Genomic DNA, 18610 nt, shown 5'->3' on the forward strand with positions numbered 1-18610 from the left:
ATAGTCTCATTTCCATGGTCGAGATCACCCAGGTCAGCGACGCCGTGCACGTAGTCAACGGGGAGGCGGTCAACTGGGTGATCGCCTCGGACAGCTCGGGAGTCACACTCTTCGATTCGGGCTACCCCGGAGATCGTGACGACGTACTGAAATCGATTGCGGCGCTGGGACACAAACCTCAAGACGTGCGCGCGGTGGTGCTCACGCACGGACATATCGACCACATGGGGACGGCGATCTGGTGGGCCGCCGAACATGGCGTCCCGGTGTATGCCCACAACGCCGAGTTGGGCAATGTGCGGCGCGATTACGTGGACCAGGCCGAACCCTTCAGGGTGGTACTGAATCTGTGGCGGCCCGGATGGCTGCCGTGGGTCATCCACGCGATGCGTCTCGGAGCCGGGGTCCGTGACGGCATTCCGACGGCTGCTCCGATCGGTCCCGAGCTCGCGGATCTGCCGGGCGCGCCCGTTCCCATCCCGACACCCGGGCATTCCGGCGGTCACTGCTCGTACCTGGTCGCCGGTCACGTGCTGGTGGTCGGGGACGCCATCATCACCGGGCATCCGATCGCGACCCGTTCGGGACCTCAGCTGCTGCCCGCACCTTTCACCAGAGACATGGAGCAGGCGCGGCGCAGTGCCGAGGCCCTTGCCGATGTAGACGCCGATGTGCTGGCTCCCGGGCATGGTCCGGCGTGGACGGGATCACTGCGCGACGCGGTCGAGATCGCCCTGCGCCAGTGAGGTGACGGCGTCGAGCCCGAGATGCTCGCGCAGGGTGTCACCCTGGTACTCGGTGCGGAAGGCGCCGCGCTCCTGCAGCAGCGGCACCACGGTGTCCACGAAGTCATCGAGGCCCGCGGGTGTCAGATGCGGGACGAGGATGAATCCGTCGCAGGCATCGGCCTGGATGTAGCGGTCCACCTCCGTAGCCACCTGTGACGGGGTACCGATGAACTGCTGGCGCGAAGTGACTTCTTTGATCAGCTCGCGGATCGACAGGTTCTTGGCCTCCGCGAGCTCCCGGTACTTGGCGGCAATCTCCCGCGGATCGCCGTGGCGAGCCTTGCCGCGGGTAATCGACTCGTCCCCGGTCGGCTCCACGTCCGGCAACGGCCCGTCCGGGTCGTACCCGGAGAGATCACGACCCCAGACCTGTTCGAGATAGGCCAGGGCGGTTTGCGGGCCCACCTGCTGGTCCCTGATATACGCCGCCTTCTCGATCGCCTCGTGTTCGGTATCACCGAGCACGTACGTGACGCCCGGAAAGACCTTGAGTTGATCCGGGTTTCGACCGTGCGCGACGGCACGAGCCTTGACGTCGGCGTAGTACTTCTGCCCCGCGGGAATCGAGGAGTGGATGGTGAACAGTGCGTCGGCGTGCTTGGCGCCGAAGTCCCGCCCGTCCGCGGAATCCCCGGCCTGCAGCAGCACCGGATGCCCTTGCGGAGACGTCGGTGCGGTCGCCACACCGCGGACGGTGAACTGCGGGCCCTTGTGGTTTACCGGGTGGATGTCGTTGTCCCAGCTGTCCCAGAATTCGCGGGCCACCGTGATGAATTCCTCAGCCCGGTGGTACCTGTCGGCGTGGTCCAGGAAACCGCCGCGCCGGAAGTTCTCACCGGTGAAGGCATCGGACGAGGTCACCATGTTCCAGCCCGCACGCCCGTCCGTCAGATGATCGAGCGAGGCGAACTGCCTTGCCACATTGAAGGGTTCGTTGAAGGTGGTGTTGATGGTCCCCACCAGTCCGAGCCGCTCGGTGACGGCGCCCAGCGCGGACAGCACCGTGAAGGTATCGGGCCTACCGACCACGTCGAGGTCATGAATCCGGCCCCGATGCTCGCGCAATCGCAGGCCCTCGGCGAGAAAGAAGAAGTCGAACAGTCCACGCTCGGCGGCGCGCGCCACATGCACGAAGGAGGTGAAATCGATCTGACTCCCCGACGCGGGATCGGACCACACCGTGGTGTTGTTGACCCCCGGAAAGTGTGCGGCGAGGTGAATCGGCTTGCGGTGCACACCTTCCCGGACCTGGGTGTCCGTCATCAGATCAGCCCCCATTCCTTGGCGATGAGTTCGTAGGACCTGCGCCGGTCATCGTGCCGGTGGGTGATGGAGGTGATCACGAGCTCGTCGGCACCCGTGACCCTGGCCAGCGTGTCCAGCCGCTCAGCGACCTGGCCTGCATCGCCGACGAATTGAGTGGCGATGCGATCCTCCGAATGACGGCGTTCCTCATCGGTAAGTGGTTGTGCACCATCGGGATCGGGGTACGGAATGGCTCCATTCCCCGACCGGATCGAGTGCACCCAGCGACCAAACGTACTGGTGAGGTGGGCAGCGGTGTGCTCGTCCTCGGCGGCCACAGCATCAGCCGAGACGATGACATAGGGCTCGGCCAGCGCTTTCGACGGCCGGAACGCCTCGCGGTACGCCTGCACCGCCTCCAGGGTGGACCAGGGGGTGACGTGATAATTCGCCACGAACGGCAGACCACGCCGTGCCGCCACCAGAGCCGATTCGCCCTTGCTGGAGCCGAAGAGCCATAGCGGCAGATCGGCGCCCTCTCCTGGGCGGATATGCAGCGCAACACCTTCCGGGCTGACGTAGGTGCCGTCGAGGAATGCCAGGATATCGGACACCTGCTGGTCGAAGTCGGCGATCTGCGCGCCCGGCTGCTGGAGGGCGGCAACGGTGGCCCGCAGTTTTGGGTTGTCCTTGATGCCGAACTCTGTCGGCGCCTGCGGGATGAACAACCCGTCTACCTCATGTGCCGGTGCCGGTTCGGGCTTCTGCTCGTTTCCGGCGAGGCGGTCCCTGATGCGATGACCCGTGCGCCCGAGCCCCAGATCGATGCGCCCCGGGTAGAGCGCATCGAGGATGCCGAAGCTCTCCACGACTGCGGCGGCTGTAGTCGATGCGATCTGAACGGCACCGGCACCCACCCGGATCCGTTGAGTGGCGGCGGCGATATGGGCAATGACCAGAGCGGGAACGGTGCTCGCCACCGAGACGAAATGATGCTCGGCGAGCCAGTATCGCCGGTATCCCCATTGCTCTGCGTGCTGGGCCAGGTCGATCGAGTTGCGCAATGCCGCCGTGGCGTCCGATCCTTCGCTGACCGGAGACAAGTCCAGAACCGAGAGCGGGACGTTCATGCCGACTTCCTTGCGTAGCGGTTGGTGGCGGTAGGCAGGCCGAGCCGATCGCGCAGCGTTCCGTTTTCATACTCGGCGCGGAACCCGTGATGGGCCTGAAGAAGGGGCACGAGTTCGTCAACTATGACCGGGACGTCCAGCGCATTGACCGCGGGACGCAGGCGTACACCGTCGATACCCCATTCGTGCCATTGGGCGATGAGTTCGGCCAGTTCGGGAGCCTGTCCTGTGAAAATTGCTGCATCCGAATGGAACTCATCCTCACGGCCGAATGAGACCACGAGATCCGCCAACACCTTGATGATGCGATGACCTGCTGTGTTGTGCAGGCGGGCGGGGATCTCGGCGGCCGAGGCCCCGTCATGGGGGGTGACGAAGACGACGTCGGCGTTCTTGGCGGCGAAGGCCTGCCCGGGGCGGCTGCGCGCCAATGCCGCGATCACGGATTGGCCCTGCGGGGACCTGGGCGTGATGGAGGGCCCCTTCACCGAGAAAAACCGGCCCTCGAAGTCAATGTAGTGCAGCTTGTCCCTGTCGATGAAGCGCCCCGTCGCCACGTCTCTGATCTCGGCATCGTCCTCCCAGCTGTCCCAGAGCCGTCGGACCACCTCAACGGAGTCGGCGGCCTCCTCCAGCAGATCTTGCAGCGGCAGCACCTTGGTGCGGCCGAACGCGTCGGCCTCTTCCCCGGTGTCGGCGATGGTTACCTGCCAGCCGGCGCGGCCGCCGGACACAATATCCAGGGTCGCAATCGATTTGGAGATGTGAAACGGCTCGTTGTGGGTGGCCGGCGCGGTGGGAATGAGCCCGATGTGGTTTGTCACAGGCGCCACCCGGGCGGCGGTGAGTATCGCGTCCAGACGCCCGCCACGTGTACGCGCGAACGAATCCTCGAACGTCACGAAATCCAGCAGCCCGCGCTCGGCGAGCTGCACCTGCTGGGTCCAGTACTTGCCGGTCAGGGGGCTACCGGCATGCCTATCCGCGTCCGGATGCCAACCGTGTCCGTCCAGAGCCAGGCCGAGCAATGTCGTCACGACCTGTTCAACGGCTACGACCGGCACAATGACGGCGTTAATCTCAGCCTGAGGAAAAGGGCCGCGGCGCTGTCTGGTTCGCAGTGGCCCTACTCGCCGAATTCCTCCTCGACGCGGGGCCGATAGTAGCTCCACGGCTGAAATCGTTCCGGACGCTCCGAGACCATCTCCGATAACAGGTCCAGCTGGTAACGCGCCTTGTCGGCATGCGGATCATTGTCGATCGCGTCCAGTGTCACCTTAATATCGGCAATCGCCTTGCGAATCTGCCTGGGCAGCTTCATATCCGGATCCACTATGCCTCCCAATGGCGCTGGTATGTCTGGACCAGCCAGTTGTCGATGATCACCTGGTCCGGCTGCTCGGGCAGATCCGCGGTCGCCGTCAGAGACTCCAAACGTGCCGTCACCTCGTCGAGCCAACCCAGCACATCGGGCAGCGTGTACTTACCCTGACGCACGTCAACCAACTGGCTCCGGTACGGCTGTGGCATGGGCAGAGTGATCCTGCCGTGCTCCATCAGCTCGATTCCCTGAATGCCGAGACGTAAGGCGTGATACGCGAATTTGGTGTCGAACCCGTACCGCTCGATCAACTCGGGCCGATTGGTGCGACGCGAGAGGTCACCAGTCAGCCGCCTACGTTGGGAGTTCAGGTAGCCCAGAAACTTGCGGCCCGCCACGCGCGACAGGAACCGTTCGGGGTGCCGTTGCACGTCGTGTCCCACGTCGGTGCTGACCGTGAGCTCCTGATCGGGGATGAATAGCAGCAGCAGCACGGTCGGGTTGCCCGCGGCCGCGAGCCTCGCCCACTTGCGCAGTGAGTACACGACCAGGTCCAGGTCACCCGGTCCTGATCTGACACCCTCGGGTTGCGTCCGGAAGATGTACTGCTCGAATCGACGCAGACCGATCACGCATTCCGGGGGTTCGATGCACACGCCCATCTCGTCGCGATCATCGTCGCCCGTGGTGACGCCGTGCAGCCCAGAGCCCACCTGTCCGCGCAGGACGGTGTTCCCTTCGGCAATCAGACGGTGCTCATCACTGGAGTGCAACATGCAGCAGATTTCATCAGGAACGCCCTCACGTGGGCAACCGAAATTCGTTCCTGCCGAGTTAGGCCTCGAGGTCCTTCTCGAACGGGTGGATGCCAACCTCGTCGGCGGACAGGGTCTGGTCGTAGAGCGGTCGGTATCCCGCGGCGAGATACAGCGCCTTCGCTTCGGGCTGGCGCGGCCCGGTCGTGAGGTAGATGCGCCGGTACCCGCGGCTGCGGATCTCCAGCTCCAGCGCGCCCAGGGTGCGCACTGCCAGGCCCTGCCGACGGTGAGCGCTGGACGTCCAGATGCGTTTGAGCTCCGCGGTATCGGCGTCATAGCGCTGGAACGCGCCACCGGTCACCGCCACACCTGCTTGCACTCCGATCAGCAGCCCTCCATCGGGAGCGCTGAAGTGGACGGCCGGATAGTTGACCAGGAACTCATGATGCTCGTCGAGTGTCCCGCCGTAGCGCGTGCTGTATTCCACCGCCAGCTCGGCCAGTAGCGGGGCGGCCAGCGGATCCTGCTGCTGGACCGTGACGAACTGCAGTAGGTCCTCACATGCCGTCATGTCATCCTTGCCTGGGTAGTCCGCGGGGATTGATCTCCGACGTGGCGACCGCCTCGCTTTCCAATCCCCAGCGCTGCAACACCTTACGATACGTGCCGTCGGCAATAGCATGGTTGATGGCATCGGCGATTGGCCGCACCAGCCCGTTGTCCTTCTTGGTGAGCACCGCGATCTCGCCCTGCAGCGCCTCTCCCGCGCCGGAAAAGCTACCGATCAACTTGGTCTGCCCGGTCGCCTGGGAATGGAACACCGCCGTCGGGTTGGGACCCACATACGCATCGATGCGCCCCGACGCCAATGCCAGGTAGTAGCCGGTGGTCTGCTGAAAGTACTTCAGGTCTGCGGCCGGAAGACCCGCTGCGACATTCTGTTCGTTCCACTGCACCAGCAATGCTTCCTGGTTGGTACCCGACCCGACGCCGATGGTCTTGCCCGCGATATCCCTGGCACCCTGGACCTTCCAGTCCAAGGATCGCCGGACCTCAAAGGTGACGTTGTCCAAACGGTAGGTGGCGAAGTCGAACTTCTCCTTACGCTCCTCGGTCACCGTCACATTCGAAATGAACGCGTCGACCTCACCGGAGTCCACCTTGACGAAGTTCTGCGCCCAATCCGCCGAACGCAGATCGATGCGCAGGCCCAGAATGTCGGCCACCAGATAGGCGAAGTCCGTTTCGATCCCGATCATCGTCTTGTCGTCATCGGCGTAGAACCGCAGCGGCGGTGCGGAATTAGCATCTCCGGTGACAATCAGGGTGCCACGCTTGCGGACGGCATCGGGCACCTCGGCGGCGATGCCGTCCGCCTTCGCCGCACGCACCCGATCCTGGTTCGGGCTCAGATTGAAGGACGAGGATGCGCCCGGCTCCGCGCCCCCAGCACAACCGGTGAGCACAACGATCGCCGTGCAGAACAGCGCGATAAGCCCCCTCACGCGAGCACCTTCGACAGAAAGCCAATGGTCCGTGGATGTGATGGGTTGTCCAGCAGATCTTCTGGCGGTCCCTGCTCGACGATGGCACCGTGATCCATGAAGACCACGGTGTCGGCGATCTCCCGGGCAAGACCAATCTCGTGCGTGACGATCACCAGGGTGGCACCGTCACGGGCCAGCTGGCGGATCACATCGAGCACCTCGGTGACCAGCTCCGGATCTAGCGCGGACGTGGGCTCGTCGAACAGAATCACTTTGGGCTGCAACGCCAAAGCACGGGCGATAGCCACCCGCTGCTGCTGGCCACCGGAGAGCCGGCGCGGATACTCCGCCAGCTTGTCGGCGACCCCCACCCGTTCGAGCAGCCGGGTCGCCTCGGCCACCAGTTCGGCGCGCGGCGCCCGCCGCGCCGCCAGTGGCGCCTCGATGACGTTCTCCAGCACCGTCATATGCGGGAACAGGTTGAAGTTCTGGAAGACGAAGCCGACCTGCGAACGCTGACGCAGAATGGCCCTTTCCGAGAGCTCGTAGAGCACCGATCCACGCTGCCGGTAACCGATGAGCTCACCGTCGATGCGGATGGTCCCGCCGTCCACCTTCTCCAGGTGATTCAGGGTGCGCAGCAGCGTCGACTTCCCTGAGCCCGAGGGCCCGATGATGACTGTCACCTCCCCCTGTCGCACAGTCAGATTCACATCACGCAGCGCAACCACCTGGCCGTAGGACTTGCGCACACCACGCACCTCGATGGTGCTCATCGGTGCGTTCCCCGGGCGTAATGCCGTTCGATGTAGTACTGCACGACGGTCAGCACCGAGGTGATGACGATGTACCAGACCGTCGCCACCATGAGCAGTGGCACCACGCGTCCGTTACGCCCGAAGATGACCTGCACCTGGTAGAAGAGATCGGCGATAGCCATAGTGGACACGATGGATGTGCCCTTCACCAAACTGATGACCTCGTTGGCGGCGTTGGGCATGACCGACCGCATGGCCTGCGGCAGCACGATCCGGAAGAACTGGCGGCGCCGGGGAATCCCCAGGGCCGCAGCGGCTTCCAATTGCCCCTCGTCGACGGACAGGATTCCGCCGCGGATGATCTCGGCGAAATACGCGCCCTGGTGCAGGGTCAACCCGATCACGGCGGCGGTCAGACCGCTCAGTAGCTCATTGGTGTCGACGGTGATCAAGCCTGGCCCAAATGGGATTCCGAAGCTGATGCTGTCGTACAGGTAGGCGATGTTGAACCAGAACAGCAGCTGCACGATCAGCGGTATGGAACGGAAAATCCACACGTAGGTCCACGAGATGACCTTCAGAACGGGATTGTTGGACAGGCGCGCCGCCGCCAGCGCCACCCCCAGCACGAACCCCAGCACCGTGCCGTAGATGGTGAGCCGGATGGTCAACCACAGGGCCGCCAGCACCGACTTGGCGGTGAAGTACCGCGCGAATGTCGGCCAGTCCCACCCCGGGTTTCGCACCAGACCGTGCACGAACATGGCCACGAACAGCAGCGCCACGGCCGAGAGGATCCAGTTGCCCGGACGCGCCCGGCGCCGCACCCGCAGCACCGGCTCGGCGGCGTCATCCGACGCCCGGGCGCGCGGCGGCGCAGCGGGTGCCGATGTCATGCGGTCGAACCTAGGAACACCGACCAGTGCACAACAGTCTTTGGCTCCCGGCGAATCGAACGGCGGCTATCCGTCATGTCCGGCCGGGGAAGAATCCGCGCCGGCAGAGTGTTCAAATAGGTCATGCCAGAAATCCCCGCGGGCTTCGAAGATCTCCTGGAACAGCGCCTCTACGGTCACCTGGCCACGGTCGGTGGCGACGGTGGCGCGCAGTCCAGTCCGATGTGGTTCAGCTGGGACGGCGAACGGGTCCGGTTCACCCACACCAATAAGCGGGCCAAGTTCCGCAATATCCAGACCGAACCCCGCGTCGCCTTCTCGATCCTGGACCCCTCCAACCCGTACCGGTACCTGGAGGTGCGCGGCACCATCGACCAGATCGACGACGATCCGACAGGGTCCTTCATCCAAGAGCTTGCCCACCTGTACCAGGCGCCCTGGGCAGGGACGAGCACCGGTGACGAGGCAGACCGCGTCATTCTGTACCTGCGGCCCACCAAGTTCGTGAGCCACGGCTAGGCCAGCGGCCCCAGCAGGCGCATACACATGTCGGTGGCCTTGGCTCCCAGTTCACCGGCGCTGCACCTATTTTCATCGGCAAGCCAGTCCTCCATGAGGAGAGTGACGCCCCCAACGCCGAACACGGCGGCATCGAGCAGGGCAGGCTCCGGCTTGGACACCTCTGGCGCGATGGTCAGGAGTATCGCCCGCGCGACGCGGTGCTGAAGGCTTCGGCGTTTGGCGGCAAGTCCGGGATATCCGGCCAGGTCGGATGTCAGGATCCGCAGCACCGCCCGGTCCGCGACCGACTGCTCCAGGTACGCCGTGAGTCCCGCCGTCAGCTGCGCGTGGGGGTTGTCACCGGCCACCCGACCGGCTTCTGCCATCGACGCGAACAGTTCGGCGAACACGTCGTCCACGATCTGCAGAACCAAATCGCCGATTACCTCGAACTGCTCGTAGAAGTACCGATCGGTCAGCCGGGTCCGGGCACACACGCCCCGAACGGTGACCGCGGCCAGGCCCTTCTCACTCCACAGCTCACGGCCCGCACGCAGCAGGGCCACGCGCCGCTCATCTCGGCGCTGCTCTCGCGTCTTGCCACCGTACGTGCGGTGAATCTGACCGTTCGTCACGCGTAAACGCCCTTCGTCTTGACATAGGCAACCTACTCGCTAATGTTGAGGACACCCGTCATCAGAAACTGCCGACAATGCGGTCTAGGAGAGTTCATGACACTTGCGCCCGAGCATTCAGCCTCCGACACGGACTTCGAGGAGCTCGTCTCCCGGCCCTTCGAGTCCCAGCTGCGTGAATACGACTACGAGGTCACAGAGATCGACGGCACCCTGCCGCCCGCGCTGACCGGCACGCTCTTCCGCATTGGCCCCGGCAAGTTCGAGGTGGGCACCACCGTGCTGCGGACGATGTTCGATGCCGACGGCATGGTGTCCCGATTCATCCTGGACGGTTCCTCGGTCCGCTTCACTAACCGATATGTGCGCACTCAGCAGTTCCGGGACGGGCTGCAGCAGGGCCCGATGCGCAGACCCGGGATCACCACCCAGGTGCCCGGGAAGCTACTCGCCAACCTCCAGGTGCCGGCGAACACCGCGAACACCAACATCGTGTCGCTGGCCGGGGAAATGCTGGCACTCTGGGAGGGCGGCCCGCCACACCGGCTGGATCCCGATACCCTGGAAACGCTGGGCACCAACGACTTCAAGGGCAAGCTCGGGTATGTCGGCGCCTTCTCGGCACACCCGAAATGGGATCCTGTCACCGGCGAGATGTTCAACTTCGGCCTCGACGTCTTTCCCACACCACGACTGCGCTGCTACCGGGTGAGCCCCAGCGGTCAACTCTCGCAGATCAATTCGGTAACCCTGTGGGATATGGGCTGGAACCATGATTTCGCGCTGACCGAGAAGTACCTGGTCTTCGTGCTCGATCCGATTCGCCCCAACGTCGGCCAGCTGCTGCGCGGCAAGCGTTTTGACGAAAGCCTCGAGTACCAGCTGACCAATGGCAGTACCAAGTTCATTCTGGTGCCACGCGACGGGTCGAAGCCGCTCGTCATCGAACACGCCCCCCAGACTCATATCCATGTCACCAACGCCTTCCAGGACGGCCCCGATGCGGTGGTCGAATTCGTCAGATATGAAAGCCTCGAATTTTTACGACGAACACTGGACTCCGCCATGGGACCGAAAGACCACCCGAATCCTCATCACCATCTGGTGATCCGCGAATGGCCGGACAGTCACCTGGTGCGCTTCCGTATCTCACCCAGCGGCAAGATTACCGAGGAAGTGGTGTCACAGTCCGCGAAAATCGAATTCCCGCAATATGACTGGCGCCAGTCCACTCGCAATCATCAGATCACCTATACGGCCGGGACGCTGGAACGCAAGGGCCACTACAACGGCATCTTCAAGTTCGACCATCGCACCGGCACCATGACACACTGCGACTTCGGGAAGGCCTCGGTGTGCGAACCCCTCTTTGTGCCGCGCGACAAAGACTCCGCACAAGATGACGGCTGGCTGCTCGCGGTCAATCACGATCTCGTGGAAAATCGTTCGCAGTTAGTCATTCTCGATGCGCGTGATGTCGAGCGAGGTCCATTGGCGGTGGCGCACCTGACCCATCACTTGCCGATAGGGTTCCACGGAACCTTCACCAGACGGGTTGCCAATCCCGATGCGCCGCTGCCGCATCCGGGACTAGTGGCCTAGCGGGCCCGTGCCCGGTCACGCCTTGGAGGGCCACCAGCTCAGCTTGCCGAATGCCTGAGCAAGCGTCGGCACCATCAGGGTCCTGACGATGAAGGTGTCCAGCAGGATGCCCACCCCGATGATGAACCCCATCTGCACCATCTGATTGACCGACCCGACCATCATGCCCAGCAGGCTGGCGGCGAACACCAAACCGGCCGAGGTGATCACCGATCCGGTCTGACGCACGGTCCGGATGATGCCCAGCCGCATGCCCCGGGCGCTCTCCTCCCGCAGCCGCGAGATGAACAGCATGTTGTAGTCGGCCCCGACGGCCACAATCAGCACAAAGGTCATCGCCGGGACGGCCCAATCCAACTGTTGCCCAAGGAGAACCTGAAACACCAGCACACCGATGCCCAGTGACGCGATGTAGGTGAGGAGCACCGTGCCCAGCAGGTACAGCGGCGCCACCACCGCCCGCAGCAGCAGACACATCACCACGAAGATGATGAGCAGTGTGACCACGATGATCTCGCGCAGATCACTGTCGTAGGCCTTCTTCAGATCGGCGTTGATGGCGGGAAAACCGCCCACCGACACCGTGGCACCGGCCAGCGCGGTGTTGGGCGTGGCCTCGTTGCCGACGCGTTCCATGTCACGGCTCAGCTGCATCGCTTCGGGTCCATAGGGGTTGAGCGGCGACTGCACCAGATACATGGCGGTACGCCCGTCGTCCTGCAGGAAGGCCGAACTCAGCTCCTTGAATCCGGGATTCTGCAGCATCGCCCCTGGCACGGAGAATCCGGATGCCGCAGGAGAATTGGAGTCCTTGCCGATCGTCTGCAGGGTCACCGCGGCCTCGCCCATGGACCGCGCGGCGTCCTCGAGTTGGGTGTTCAAATCGCGGATCCGCACGCCCATCGTCTTGACAGAGTTCATGTCGACGCCCAGCCCCTTCAGCTGCTGGAAGTACCCCGATATGCGTTCGAATTTGCGTTCCATCTCGGGCAATTTCACGAGCAATCCGCGAATCTGCTTGAACTGACTGTTCATATCACCCAGCAGCTGGGTAATCGTCTTGCCGCCGGTGACCGTCCGCACCGACTCTCGCAGGCTCTCCACCGACGAGAGCGGCCCCGTGTCGCGCAGCGCCACCAGCTGATCGCGCAGCTTCACACAATCGGGCTGCACCGGACAGAACGGGGATTCGGTGAGCGTCTGGGTCAACGACACCCCGGCATCGAGCGCCGAGAAGGTCGCCTCGACCGAGGGCCCCATCGTGGCCAGCTGATCCACCATCCCCGCCACCGTGCCCATCTGGGATATCAGCGACTGATACCGGTCAAGCTGCCCCTCAACCTCTTTGGCCATCGACAACATCTGCGGCATCATCTGCTGCATCCGGGCCAGATCCCCGTCGCCCAGCTCGTTGGTCATGGCCGACATGACATCGGCGAGCTGGGACATCCGTTCGAGCTGTGGCCGCAGGTCGGCGTTGACCTGTCCACTCGTCTTGTCGATCTGCGTTCCCATGTACCCGATCTGCCACGCCAGCGTGGCCTGGGTGAGCTTGTTCCCATCGGGCCGGGTGATGCCGACAACCTTCCCGACTCCCTTGAGCTGGGAGATCCGCTCGGCCATCTGGTCAAGATCGCCCAGCGCACGCGGATTGCGCAGATCCGAAGGCGCCTGGATCAGAAGGTATTGCGGCATCACCGAATTGGCCGGGAAATGGGCGTTCAGGATGTGCATACCCTGGTTTGACTGGGCCGAATCGGGCAGTACCCGCGACATGTCGAAACTGGGTCGCATAAACGGGACGAAGGACGCGGCCGCCAACAGGATCACGATGGCCACACCGAAGACGGGCCAGGGGTGCCGCACGACGTTCGCACCCATGCGGTGCCAATACACCCCCGCCCGATCAGGTCCCGGCAGTCCCAACCCGCGCGTGGCCGCCAGGCTCAGCGTCGCCGGCAGCAGCGTGGTGACCACGAAGAACGCGACGATCACACCCATGGACACCGCCGGACCGGCCGCCGCGAGGAAGGCCAGCTTGGCGGTCAACTGCGCGATGTTGGCGATCGCCACGGTCGCGGCCGTCGCCAGGATGACCCTGGTCATCGAGCCACAGGCATGCGCCAGGGCCTCCGGCGGCTCCTCCCCCGCGCGTATTCGTTCGTGATACCGGCTGACCAGGAACACCGTGTAATTGACGCTGGCCCCCATCAGCACGGCCATCATCAGTCCGGCAGATACCGAGGACACCGGAACCAGGCTCCGATCGGCGAGCCCAGCGATGACGCCGCGGGCGATGAGCAGGCTCATTCCCATCACCAACAGCGGCAGCATTGCGGTGAACCACGATCGGAACACCAACAACAGGATGAGACCGATGACCACCACGGTCACCGCACCGATCTTGGGCAGGTCACCCAACGCGGCGTTACCCATATCGGTGATGGTGCCCGCCGCGCCAGTGATGTTCGCCGTAGTCGCCGATCCGGCGAAGGTCTGTTTCACCAAGTCATCGACAGATCGATATGACCTCTGCGCCAACGGAGTACCAAGATCCCCCGCCAATCCCGCCATCGCGTACCAGGTGGTGCCGTCCTCGCTGAGCACTTGCTTACGTGCCACCGGGTTGTTGCGCATCCGGGGATCGCCCAGCTGATCCTGGACGAAGGTGACGTACTCCTTGTTCCCGCCCAGCCGATCGATCAGCGCGGAGTACCGGGCCTGTGCGTCGGCGTCAAATCCCTTGTCGCTGTGCATCACGATGATGACGGCGTTGTCGATTCCGGGGCGGCCGAACGCCTTTCCCATCTCCTTCATCGATGCCAGCGCCGGGCTCACCTCACCCGTCGGCAGCGGACTGACCGAGTGCTCGTTGGCCACCCGCTCCAGCTGCGGCCAGGCGGTATTGACAAGAACCCCGACCGCAATCCAGGCCAGTATCACCAACTTTGCGTGCTTGGCCACCAGGCGTCCCGCCCGCTCGAACGCCGGACTGTATTGGTGCGACATGGTCGGCTCCTCAGATCAACGGCGGGAAGGTGACACTGGGCATGCCCGGCACACCGGTCATCGGCATCACGGTGTAGCGCAGGGTGAAGGCTCCACCGAGGTCGTCGCCGACCACCAGCACGGTGTACTTGTTGTTGAGATAGGCGTCCTGGCCCATCACGGTTTGATGTTCGAATCCGGCGTCGGTCAGCAGCTTGCCCGCTGCGGCCGTGGCCGATGCGTCGACACCGCTGACCGCCAGGGTCCGAGAATCGCCTTCGCCGTCCTGGCGATAGGTTCCCTTGACGACCGGGATATCGCGCGGAAAATCCGCAGGCAGAACGCTGGCACCCGGAGGGGGCGGCGGAATGGGCGTGATCGGCGGATATGTGGTGCGCTCCACGGCGCCGCCCACGAAATCGGACATCGAGCAGGCAGTTACTGCCGTCGTCATGACCACTGCGGCAAACACCAACACCGCGACATGGACGCTTCGTTGCGTCATGACGGGATACTACAAAGGAACTCCCAGGAATGCTAGCCCCTGCTAACTAAAGCTAGCCCGAGTTAGCTCAGCGCCCGATCCAGGTCCGCGATGACGTCCTCCGTCGACTCGAGCCCGACCGACAAACGCACCACACCGTCGGAGAGCCCGATCGCCGCGCGGCCCTCCGGCCCCATGGCGCGGTGGGTCGTGGTGGCGGGGTGAGTGATGAGCGACTTGGAGTCGCCCAGGTTGTTCGAGATGTCGATGAGCGAGGTCCCGTCGAGCACCTCGAAGGCGCGCTGCTTGCCCGCGTCGCCGTCGGCGTCGAGTTCGAAGGTAACGACGGTGCCGCCGCCGCTCATCTGCCGCTTGGCCAGCTCGTACTGAGGATGGCTCGGCAGGAACGGGTAACGCACCCAGCGCACCGCAGGATGCTGTTCCAGGAACTGCGCGAGCTTGGAGGCGGACTCGTTGGCATGCCGCACCCGAAGATCCAGCGTTTCAAGCCCTTTCACGAGCGTCCAGGCATTGAACGGGCTGAGCGCGGGCCCGGTGTGCCGCATCAGCGTCTTGACGGGACCCTCGATGTATTCGGTGTCACCCAGGATGGCGCCGCCGAGCACCCGGCCCTGCCCGTCGATGTGCTTGGTGCCGGAGTAGACCACCACATCGGCACCCAGCGGAATACCCTGCTGCAACAGCGGGGTGGCAAAGACGTTGTCCAGCACCACTTTTGCACCTGCGGCATGCGCCAGATTGCATACCGCCTCGATGTCGACCAGCGATTGCATGGGGTTGGAAGGAGTTTCGAAGAAGACTGCCTGAGTGGGAACGGACAGCGCCTCTTCCCACTGGGAGAGGTCCTCACCGTCGACGAACACGGTCTCCACGCCCCAGCGCGGCAGGATCTCATTACAGACCACGAAACAGGAACCGAAGAGACTGCGCGCAGCGACAAGTCTGTCACCAGCACCGAGCAACGCACCCAGTGCGGTGAACACCGCCGACATCCCTGTTGCTGTCGCAAACGCCGCCTCGGCACCCTCGATGAGCCGCAGCCGCTCCTCGAACATGGAGATCGTCGGGTTGCCGTATCGGGAGTACACATACCGGTCGACCTCGCCGGTGAAGGCGCGTTCTGCGGCGGCAGCACTCTCGTACACATACCCGGAGGTTAGATACATCGCCTCGGCGGTCTCTTCGAACTCGGAGCGCAACAGGCCACCGCGTACGCCGATGGTCGCCTGGCTCACGCCCTCGGGCAGCGCCCTGGGAATCCGCACCGAGGGGATACCGTCCGGCGTCTGGCTCATGACTGCCGCCATGGCAGACCGATGGCCCGCCAGCCGACGCCGCCACGGTGCCCGTTCTCATCCAGGTTGCCCTCGAACCCGTCAAGCACGTTGTAAGACGGGGCGATTCCCGCCTCGGTGGCCAGTTCCGCCGAGCCGATCGACCGGTTACCGGACCGGCACAGGAACACCACCGGGCGCTCGCCGGGTGTTACCCCGGCCGCGGTCAGCTCGTCGAGGAACTGCTCATTGCGTTCGCCGTTGGAGCGCACCCACTCGATGTACACGACATCGCGGCCGAGTTCGGTGAGGTCGGGAACCCCGACCCACTTCCACTCCGCCGACGTGCGCACATCAACCAGCACGGCTTCCGGGTTTTCCTTCAGCAGCGCCCACGCCGCCTCGGGGGTGATATCTCCTGCGTAGCCCACGAAGAGCCAGTGTATTGGTTGCGATGAACCGCTTGCGTGAAGACCTTCAGTACTGACTGCAGACCCTCCACGAGCCGTCTTCCTTGACGAAGGAGACGTCCGCGGTGAGCTTGTTGTCCTCGGATTTCATGTAGTGATAGGTCACCGTCGCGGTCGCGGTATCCCCGCTGATCTTCACGTCCTTGACGTCGTCCACGTACCGGTTTCCGTGCGATGCCTCGGATTTGTCCTGTGCGGCAATCACATTCTTTTCCGGCGTGACAATGGCCCGGCAGCTGTTCGCCACATAGTCGGCATACGCACGTCGCTGCAGCGCGTCATTCTGCGCGACCACGGACTGCCCCACCCTGCCCTCTTCGGTGAGGCCGTCGCCCGTCCGGAAGAACGCCGATATCGCGATACCGATCACCACGATTCCAAAGATCGCCGCCCCGGCGATGAATGGTGCAGGACTCCCGGTGTCCTCGTGATCGGCGGCCTGCTCGTCGGGTGTCACCGCAGATGCCGGGCGACCTGTTGGGCACGGCTCAGCGCCAGCGCGGTGTTGGGTGCGGTCGCCAGTGCCACGCCGACGCGGCGACGCCGGTGGATCTCCGAATGCCCGAACATCCGAAGATCGCTCTCCGGTATCTGCAGCGCCTCGTCGAGCTGCCGCGACGAGGGACCAGGGCCGTCGCCGTAGACCACCTCGGCGGCCGCCGGCGACACCAAAATGGTGTCGATCGGCACACCCAGCACCGCGCGCGCGTGCATATCGAACTCGGACAAGCGCTGCGATCGCACGGTCACCAGCCCGGAGTCATAGGGCCGCGCACTCACGTCGCAGAAGTACACCTCGTCGCCGCGGACAAATAGTTCGACGCCGTAGACACCATGCCCGCCAAGGGCATTGACCGCCCTGGCGGCAATCGACCGGGCCAGCTCCAGGGCCGCCTGACTCAGCGGTTGCGGCTGCCACATCTGCAGCGCATCCGTGCCGCTCTGCCGATGCGCGATGGGCTCGCAGAAATACAGTCTGGTCGCCCCGCCGACCCCGGCTGTCCGCACCGTGAGCAGCGTGATCTCGTAGTCGATCTCCACCACGGTTTCCACCAGCACCCGCTGGCTGCCTCCGATGTTCGACGCGACGGCCTGATCCCACGCCGGTTCGGCATCACTGTCACGCAGCACCACCGATTGGCCTTGGCCGTAGGCGGCCGACACCGGACGCACCACAACCGGGAAACCCGCGGTCTCGAGAACCTTGTGCAGCTCCTCGACCGAGTTCGCGAACCAGTACGCGGGCGTGGGCAGGCCCAGGTCCTCGGCGGCCATCCGCCGCATCGCCTCGCGATCGCCGGCCATCCGGACGGCCTTAGCCGTCGGAATCACCTGGGTGACCTTGCCCTCGGCCAATTTGTCGAGCGCCTCGCCCGACGCCGTCTCGACCAGCGGCACCACGAATCGGGGCCGTTCTTTCTCGACGAGCGCCAGCAGGCTCTCCGACTCACCAATCGGCGCGAGCACCGAACGGTCTGCGGCGGTATGGGCAGGTCCGCCCTCGCCGGTATCCACCACGACCACCTCAGCGCCCAGACGCTGGAAGGAGATGGCCAGTTCCCTGGCCAATTCACCCGACCCCAGCAGCATGACGGTGGTGCGGTTGACGGCCACGGGTTCCGGTGCCTTCGACGCCGGGGACTCGGTGCTGGCCAGTTCGGAGAGGGGTTTCACGCTGTTGGCAGCCTTAGCAGCCTTAGCGGACTTGGCGCCATTGGTGGCACGCACGGCGTCTTCGGTCACCGGCGCGGCCTCGGCGGGCCCGGGCTCGACGGTGCCCGTGGAACCCGTCGAGCCGTGCTCGCTGGGGGGCGAACCCTCCTGCGTCACCACGATGCCTTTCACGCCTTCCGGTCGACCTGTAGCCCTATTGGACCGTGCCTAGCGTGCCAGATTGCCACACATCCTCAACCGAGAGTGCTGTGGACATAACACCAGCGCCAATCCTCACCCGGCTCGTGTGACCGCATCACCGGATGCCCCGAGGCATGAAAATGTGCGGTGGCGTGCTGGTGGGGGCTCGAATCACAGCAGCTGACCCGGCCGCATTCCAGACACAACCGCAAATGGGCCCACACCTGCTCACCCAGTGCCGCGCAGTCCTCGCACTGCCCCGGGGTCCGGGGCTGTGGGTCTTGCCCGGTGGCGGCGGCCAGCTCAGGACAGAGGCCTTCGCCCTGTGTCGACTCGGGAGCGGCGGATCCACGCCGGAACAGCCGCTTCATATATGCCCTCTCAACATGCCCGCTTAG

Annotated in this window: 20 protein-coding genes; 3 read left to right on the top strand and 17 right to left on the bottom strand. The window is 64.3% G+C overall.

The features are described from left to right. Positions 1-14 precede the first annotated feature (14 nt). Positions 15-746 (top strand): MBL fold metallo-hydrolase, encoded by a 732-nt coding sequence (locus B4400_RS05260; RefSeq protein ID WP_078307588.1) that lies wholly within the window; start codon positions 15-17, stop codon positions 744-746. On the opposite strand, the gene B4400_RS05265 is transcribed toward B4400_RS05260, so the two are convergent. The 9 genes from B4400_RS05265 to B4400_RS05305 form a co-directional block, all read right to left on the bottom strand. Next, positions 708-2066 (bottom strand): NtaA/DmoA family FMN-dependent monooxygenase, encoded by a 1359-nt coding sequence (locus tag B4400_RS05265; protein ID WP_502688378.1) that lies wholly within the window; start codon positions 2064-2066, stop codon positions 708-710. The two genes, B4400_RS05260 and B4400_RS05265, sit on opposite strands and share 39 nt — an antisense overlap. Next, entirely contained in the window at positions 2051-3163 is a 1113-nt protein-coding gene (locus B4400_RS05270) for an LLM class flavin-dependent oxidoreductase (RefSeq protein ID WP_078307586.1), read from the bottom strand. Before B4400_RS05270 ends, B4400_RS05265 begins: the two co-directional genes overlap by 16 nt. Further along, entirely contained in the window at positions 3160-4200 is a 1041-nt protein-coding gene (locus B4400_RS05275; protein ID WP_078307674.1) for an LLM class flavin-dependent oxidoreductase, read from the bottom strand. The genes B4400_RS05270 and B4400_RS05275 overlap by 4 nt, the downstream gene beginning before the upstream one ends. An 89-nt stretch (positions 4201-4289) precedes the next feature. Further along, on the bottom strand, positions 4290-4484 hold the full coding sequence (locus B4400_RS05280) for a hypothetical protein (RefSeq protein ID WP_078307670.1): 195 nt from the start codon (positions 4482-4484) through the stop codon (positions 4290-4292). 11 nt (positions 4485-4495) lie between these two features. Continuing rightward, the gene (locus tag B4400_RS05285) at positions 4496-5260 is read right to left on the bottom strand and encodes a DNA polymerase beta superfamily protein (RefSeq protein ID WP_078307584.1); all 765 of its coding nucleotides are present in this window, start codon (positions 5258-5260) and stop codon (positions 4496-4498) included. Positions 5261-5318: 58 nt separating this feature from the next. Beyond that, entirely contained in the window at positions 5319-5813 is a 495-nt protein-coding gene (locus B4400_RS05290) for a GNAT family N-acetyltransferase (protein WP_078307582.1), read from the bottom strand. 1 nt (position 5814) lies between these two features. Then, the gene (locus tag B4400_RS05295) at positions 5815-6747 is read right to left on the bottom strand and encodes an ABC transporter substrate-binding protein (protein ID WP_078307579.1); all 933 of its coding nucleotides are present in this window, start codon (positions 6745-6747) and stop codon (positions 5815-5817) included. After that, positions 6744-7505, bottom strand: coding sequence for an amino acid ABC transporter ATP-binding protein (locus B4400_RS05300; protein WP_078307577.1), 762 nt, complete (start codon positions 7503-7505; stop codon positions 6744-6746). Before B4400_RS05300 ends, B4400_RS05295 begins: the two co-directional genes overlap by 4 nt. Beyond that, on the bottom strand, positions 7502-8383 hold the full coding sequence (locus B4400_RS05305; protein ID WP_078307575.1) for an amino acid ABC transporter permease: 882 nt from the start codon (positions 8381-8383) through the stop codon (positions 7502-7504). Before B4400_RS05305 ends, B4400_RS05300 begins: the two co-directional genes overlap by 4 nt. A gap of 123 nt (positions 8384-8506) precedes the next feature. Between B4400_RS05305 and B4400_RS05310 the strand changes: the two genes are divergently transcribed. After that, on the top strand, positions 8507-8902 hold the full coding sequence (locus tag B4400_RS05310; RefSeq protein WP_078307573.1) for a PPOX class F420-dependent oxidoreductase: 396 nt from the start codon (positions 8507-8509) through the stop codon (positions 8900-8902). Here B4400_RS05310 and B4400_RS05315 read toward each other — a convergent pair. Continuing rightward, positions 8899-9519 carry a TetR/AcrR family transcriptional regulator gene (locus B4400_RS05315; protein ID WP_078307571.1) on the bottom strand — a complete coding sequence of 207 codons (621 nt, stop codon included), beginning with the start codon at positions 9517-9519 and terminating at the stop codon, positions 8899-8901. The two genes, B4400_RS05310 and B4400_RS05315, sit on opposite strands and share 4 nt — an antisense overlap. A 96-nt stretch (positions 9520-9615) precedes the next feature. Between B4400_RS05315 and B4400_RS05320 the strand changes: the two genes are divergently transcribed. Next, positions 9616-11121, top strand: coding sequence for a carotenoid oxygenase family protein (locus B4400_RS05320; RefSeq protein WP_078307569.1), 1506 nt, complete (start codon positions 9616-9618; stop codon positions 11119-11121). 15 nt (positions 11122-11136) lie between these two features. On the opposite strand, the gene B4400_RS05325 is transcribed toward B4400_RS05320, so the two are convergent. The 7 genes from B4400_RS05325 to B4400_RS05355 form a co-directional block, all read right to left on the bottom strand. After that, positions 11137-14130 carry an MMPL/RND family transporter gene (locus tag B4400_RS05325; protein WP_078307567.1) on the bottom strand — a complete coding sequence of 998 codons (2994 nt, stop codon included), beginning with the start codon at positions 14128-14130 and terminating at the stop codon, positions 11137-11139. A gap of 10 nt (positions 14131-14140) precedes the next feature. Further along, entirely contained in the window at positions 14141-14614 is a 474-nt protein-coding gene (locus B4400_RS05330) for a hypothetical protein (RefSeq protein WP_078307565.1), read from the bottom strand. A gap of 62 nt (positions 14615-14676) precedes the next feature. Next, entirely contained in the window at positions 14677-15909 is a 1233-nt protein-coding gene (locus B4400_RS05335; protein WP_078307666.1) for an O-succinylhomoserine sulfhydrylase, read from the bottom strand. Further along, positions 15906-16319, bottom strand: coding sequence for a rhodanese-like domain-containing protein (locus B4400_RS05340; protein WP_078307563.1), 414 nt, complete (start codon positions 16317-16319; stop codon positions 15906-15908). The genes B4400_RS05335 and B4400_RS05340 overlap by 4 nt, the downstream gene beginning before the upstream one ends. Positions 16320-16365: 46 nt before the next feature. After that, positions 16366-16815: an Rv0361 family membrane protein gene (locus tag B4400_RS05345; protein WP_078307561.1), complete on the bottom strand. Its 450-nt coding sequence runs from the start codon at positions 16813-16815 to the stop codon at positions 16366-16368. Then, on the bottom strand, positions 16812-18203 hold the full coding sequence (gene purT, locus B4400_RS05350) for a formate-dependent phosphoribosylglycinamide formyltransferase (RefSeq protein ID WP_078307559.1): 1392 nt from the start codon (positions 18201-18203) through the stop codon (positions 16812-16814). The genes B4400_RS05345 and purT overlap by 4 nt, the downstream gene beginning before the upstream one ends. A gap of 62 nt (positions 18204-18265) precedes the next feature. Next, positions 18266-18583, bottom strand: a complete 318-nt coding sequence (locus tag B4400_RS05355) for a UBP-type zinc finger domain-containing protein (protein WP_078307557.1) — start codon at positions 18581-18583, stop codon at positions 18266-18268. Between the last annotated feature and the right edge of the window lie 27 nt (positions 18584-18610).

Origin of the sequence: Mycobacterium sp. D16Q13, from assembly GCF_002013375.1 — a bacterium.
Lineage (GTDB): Bacteria > Actinomycetota > Actinomycetes > Mycobacteriales > Mycobacteriaceae > Mycobacterium.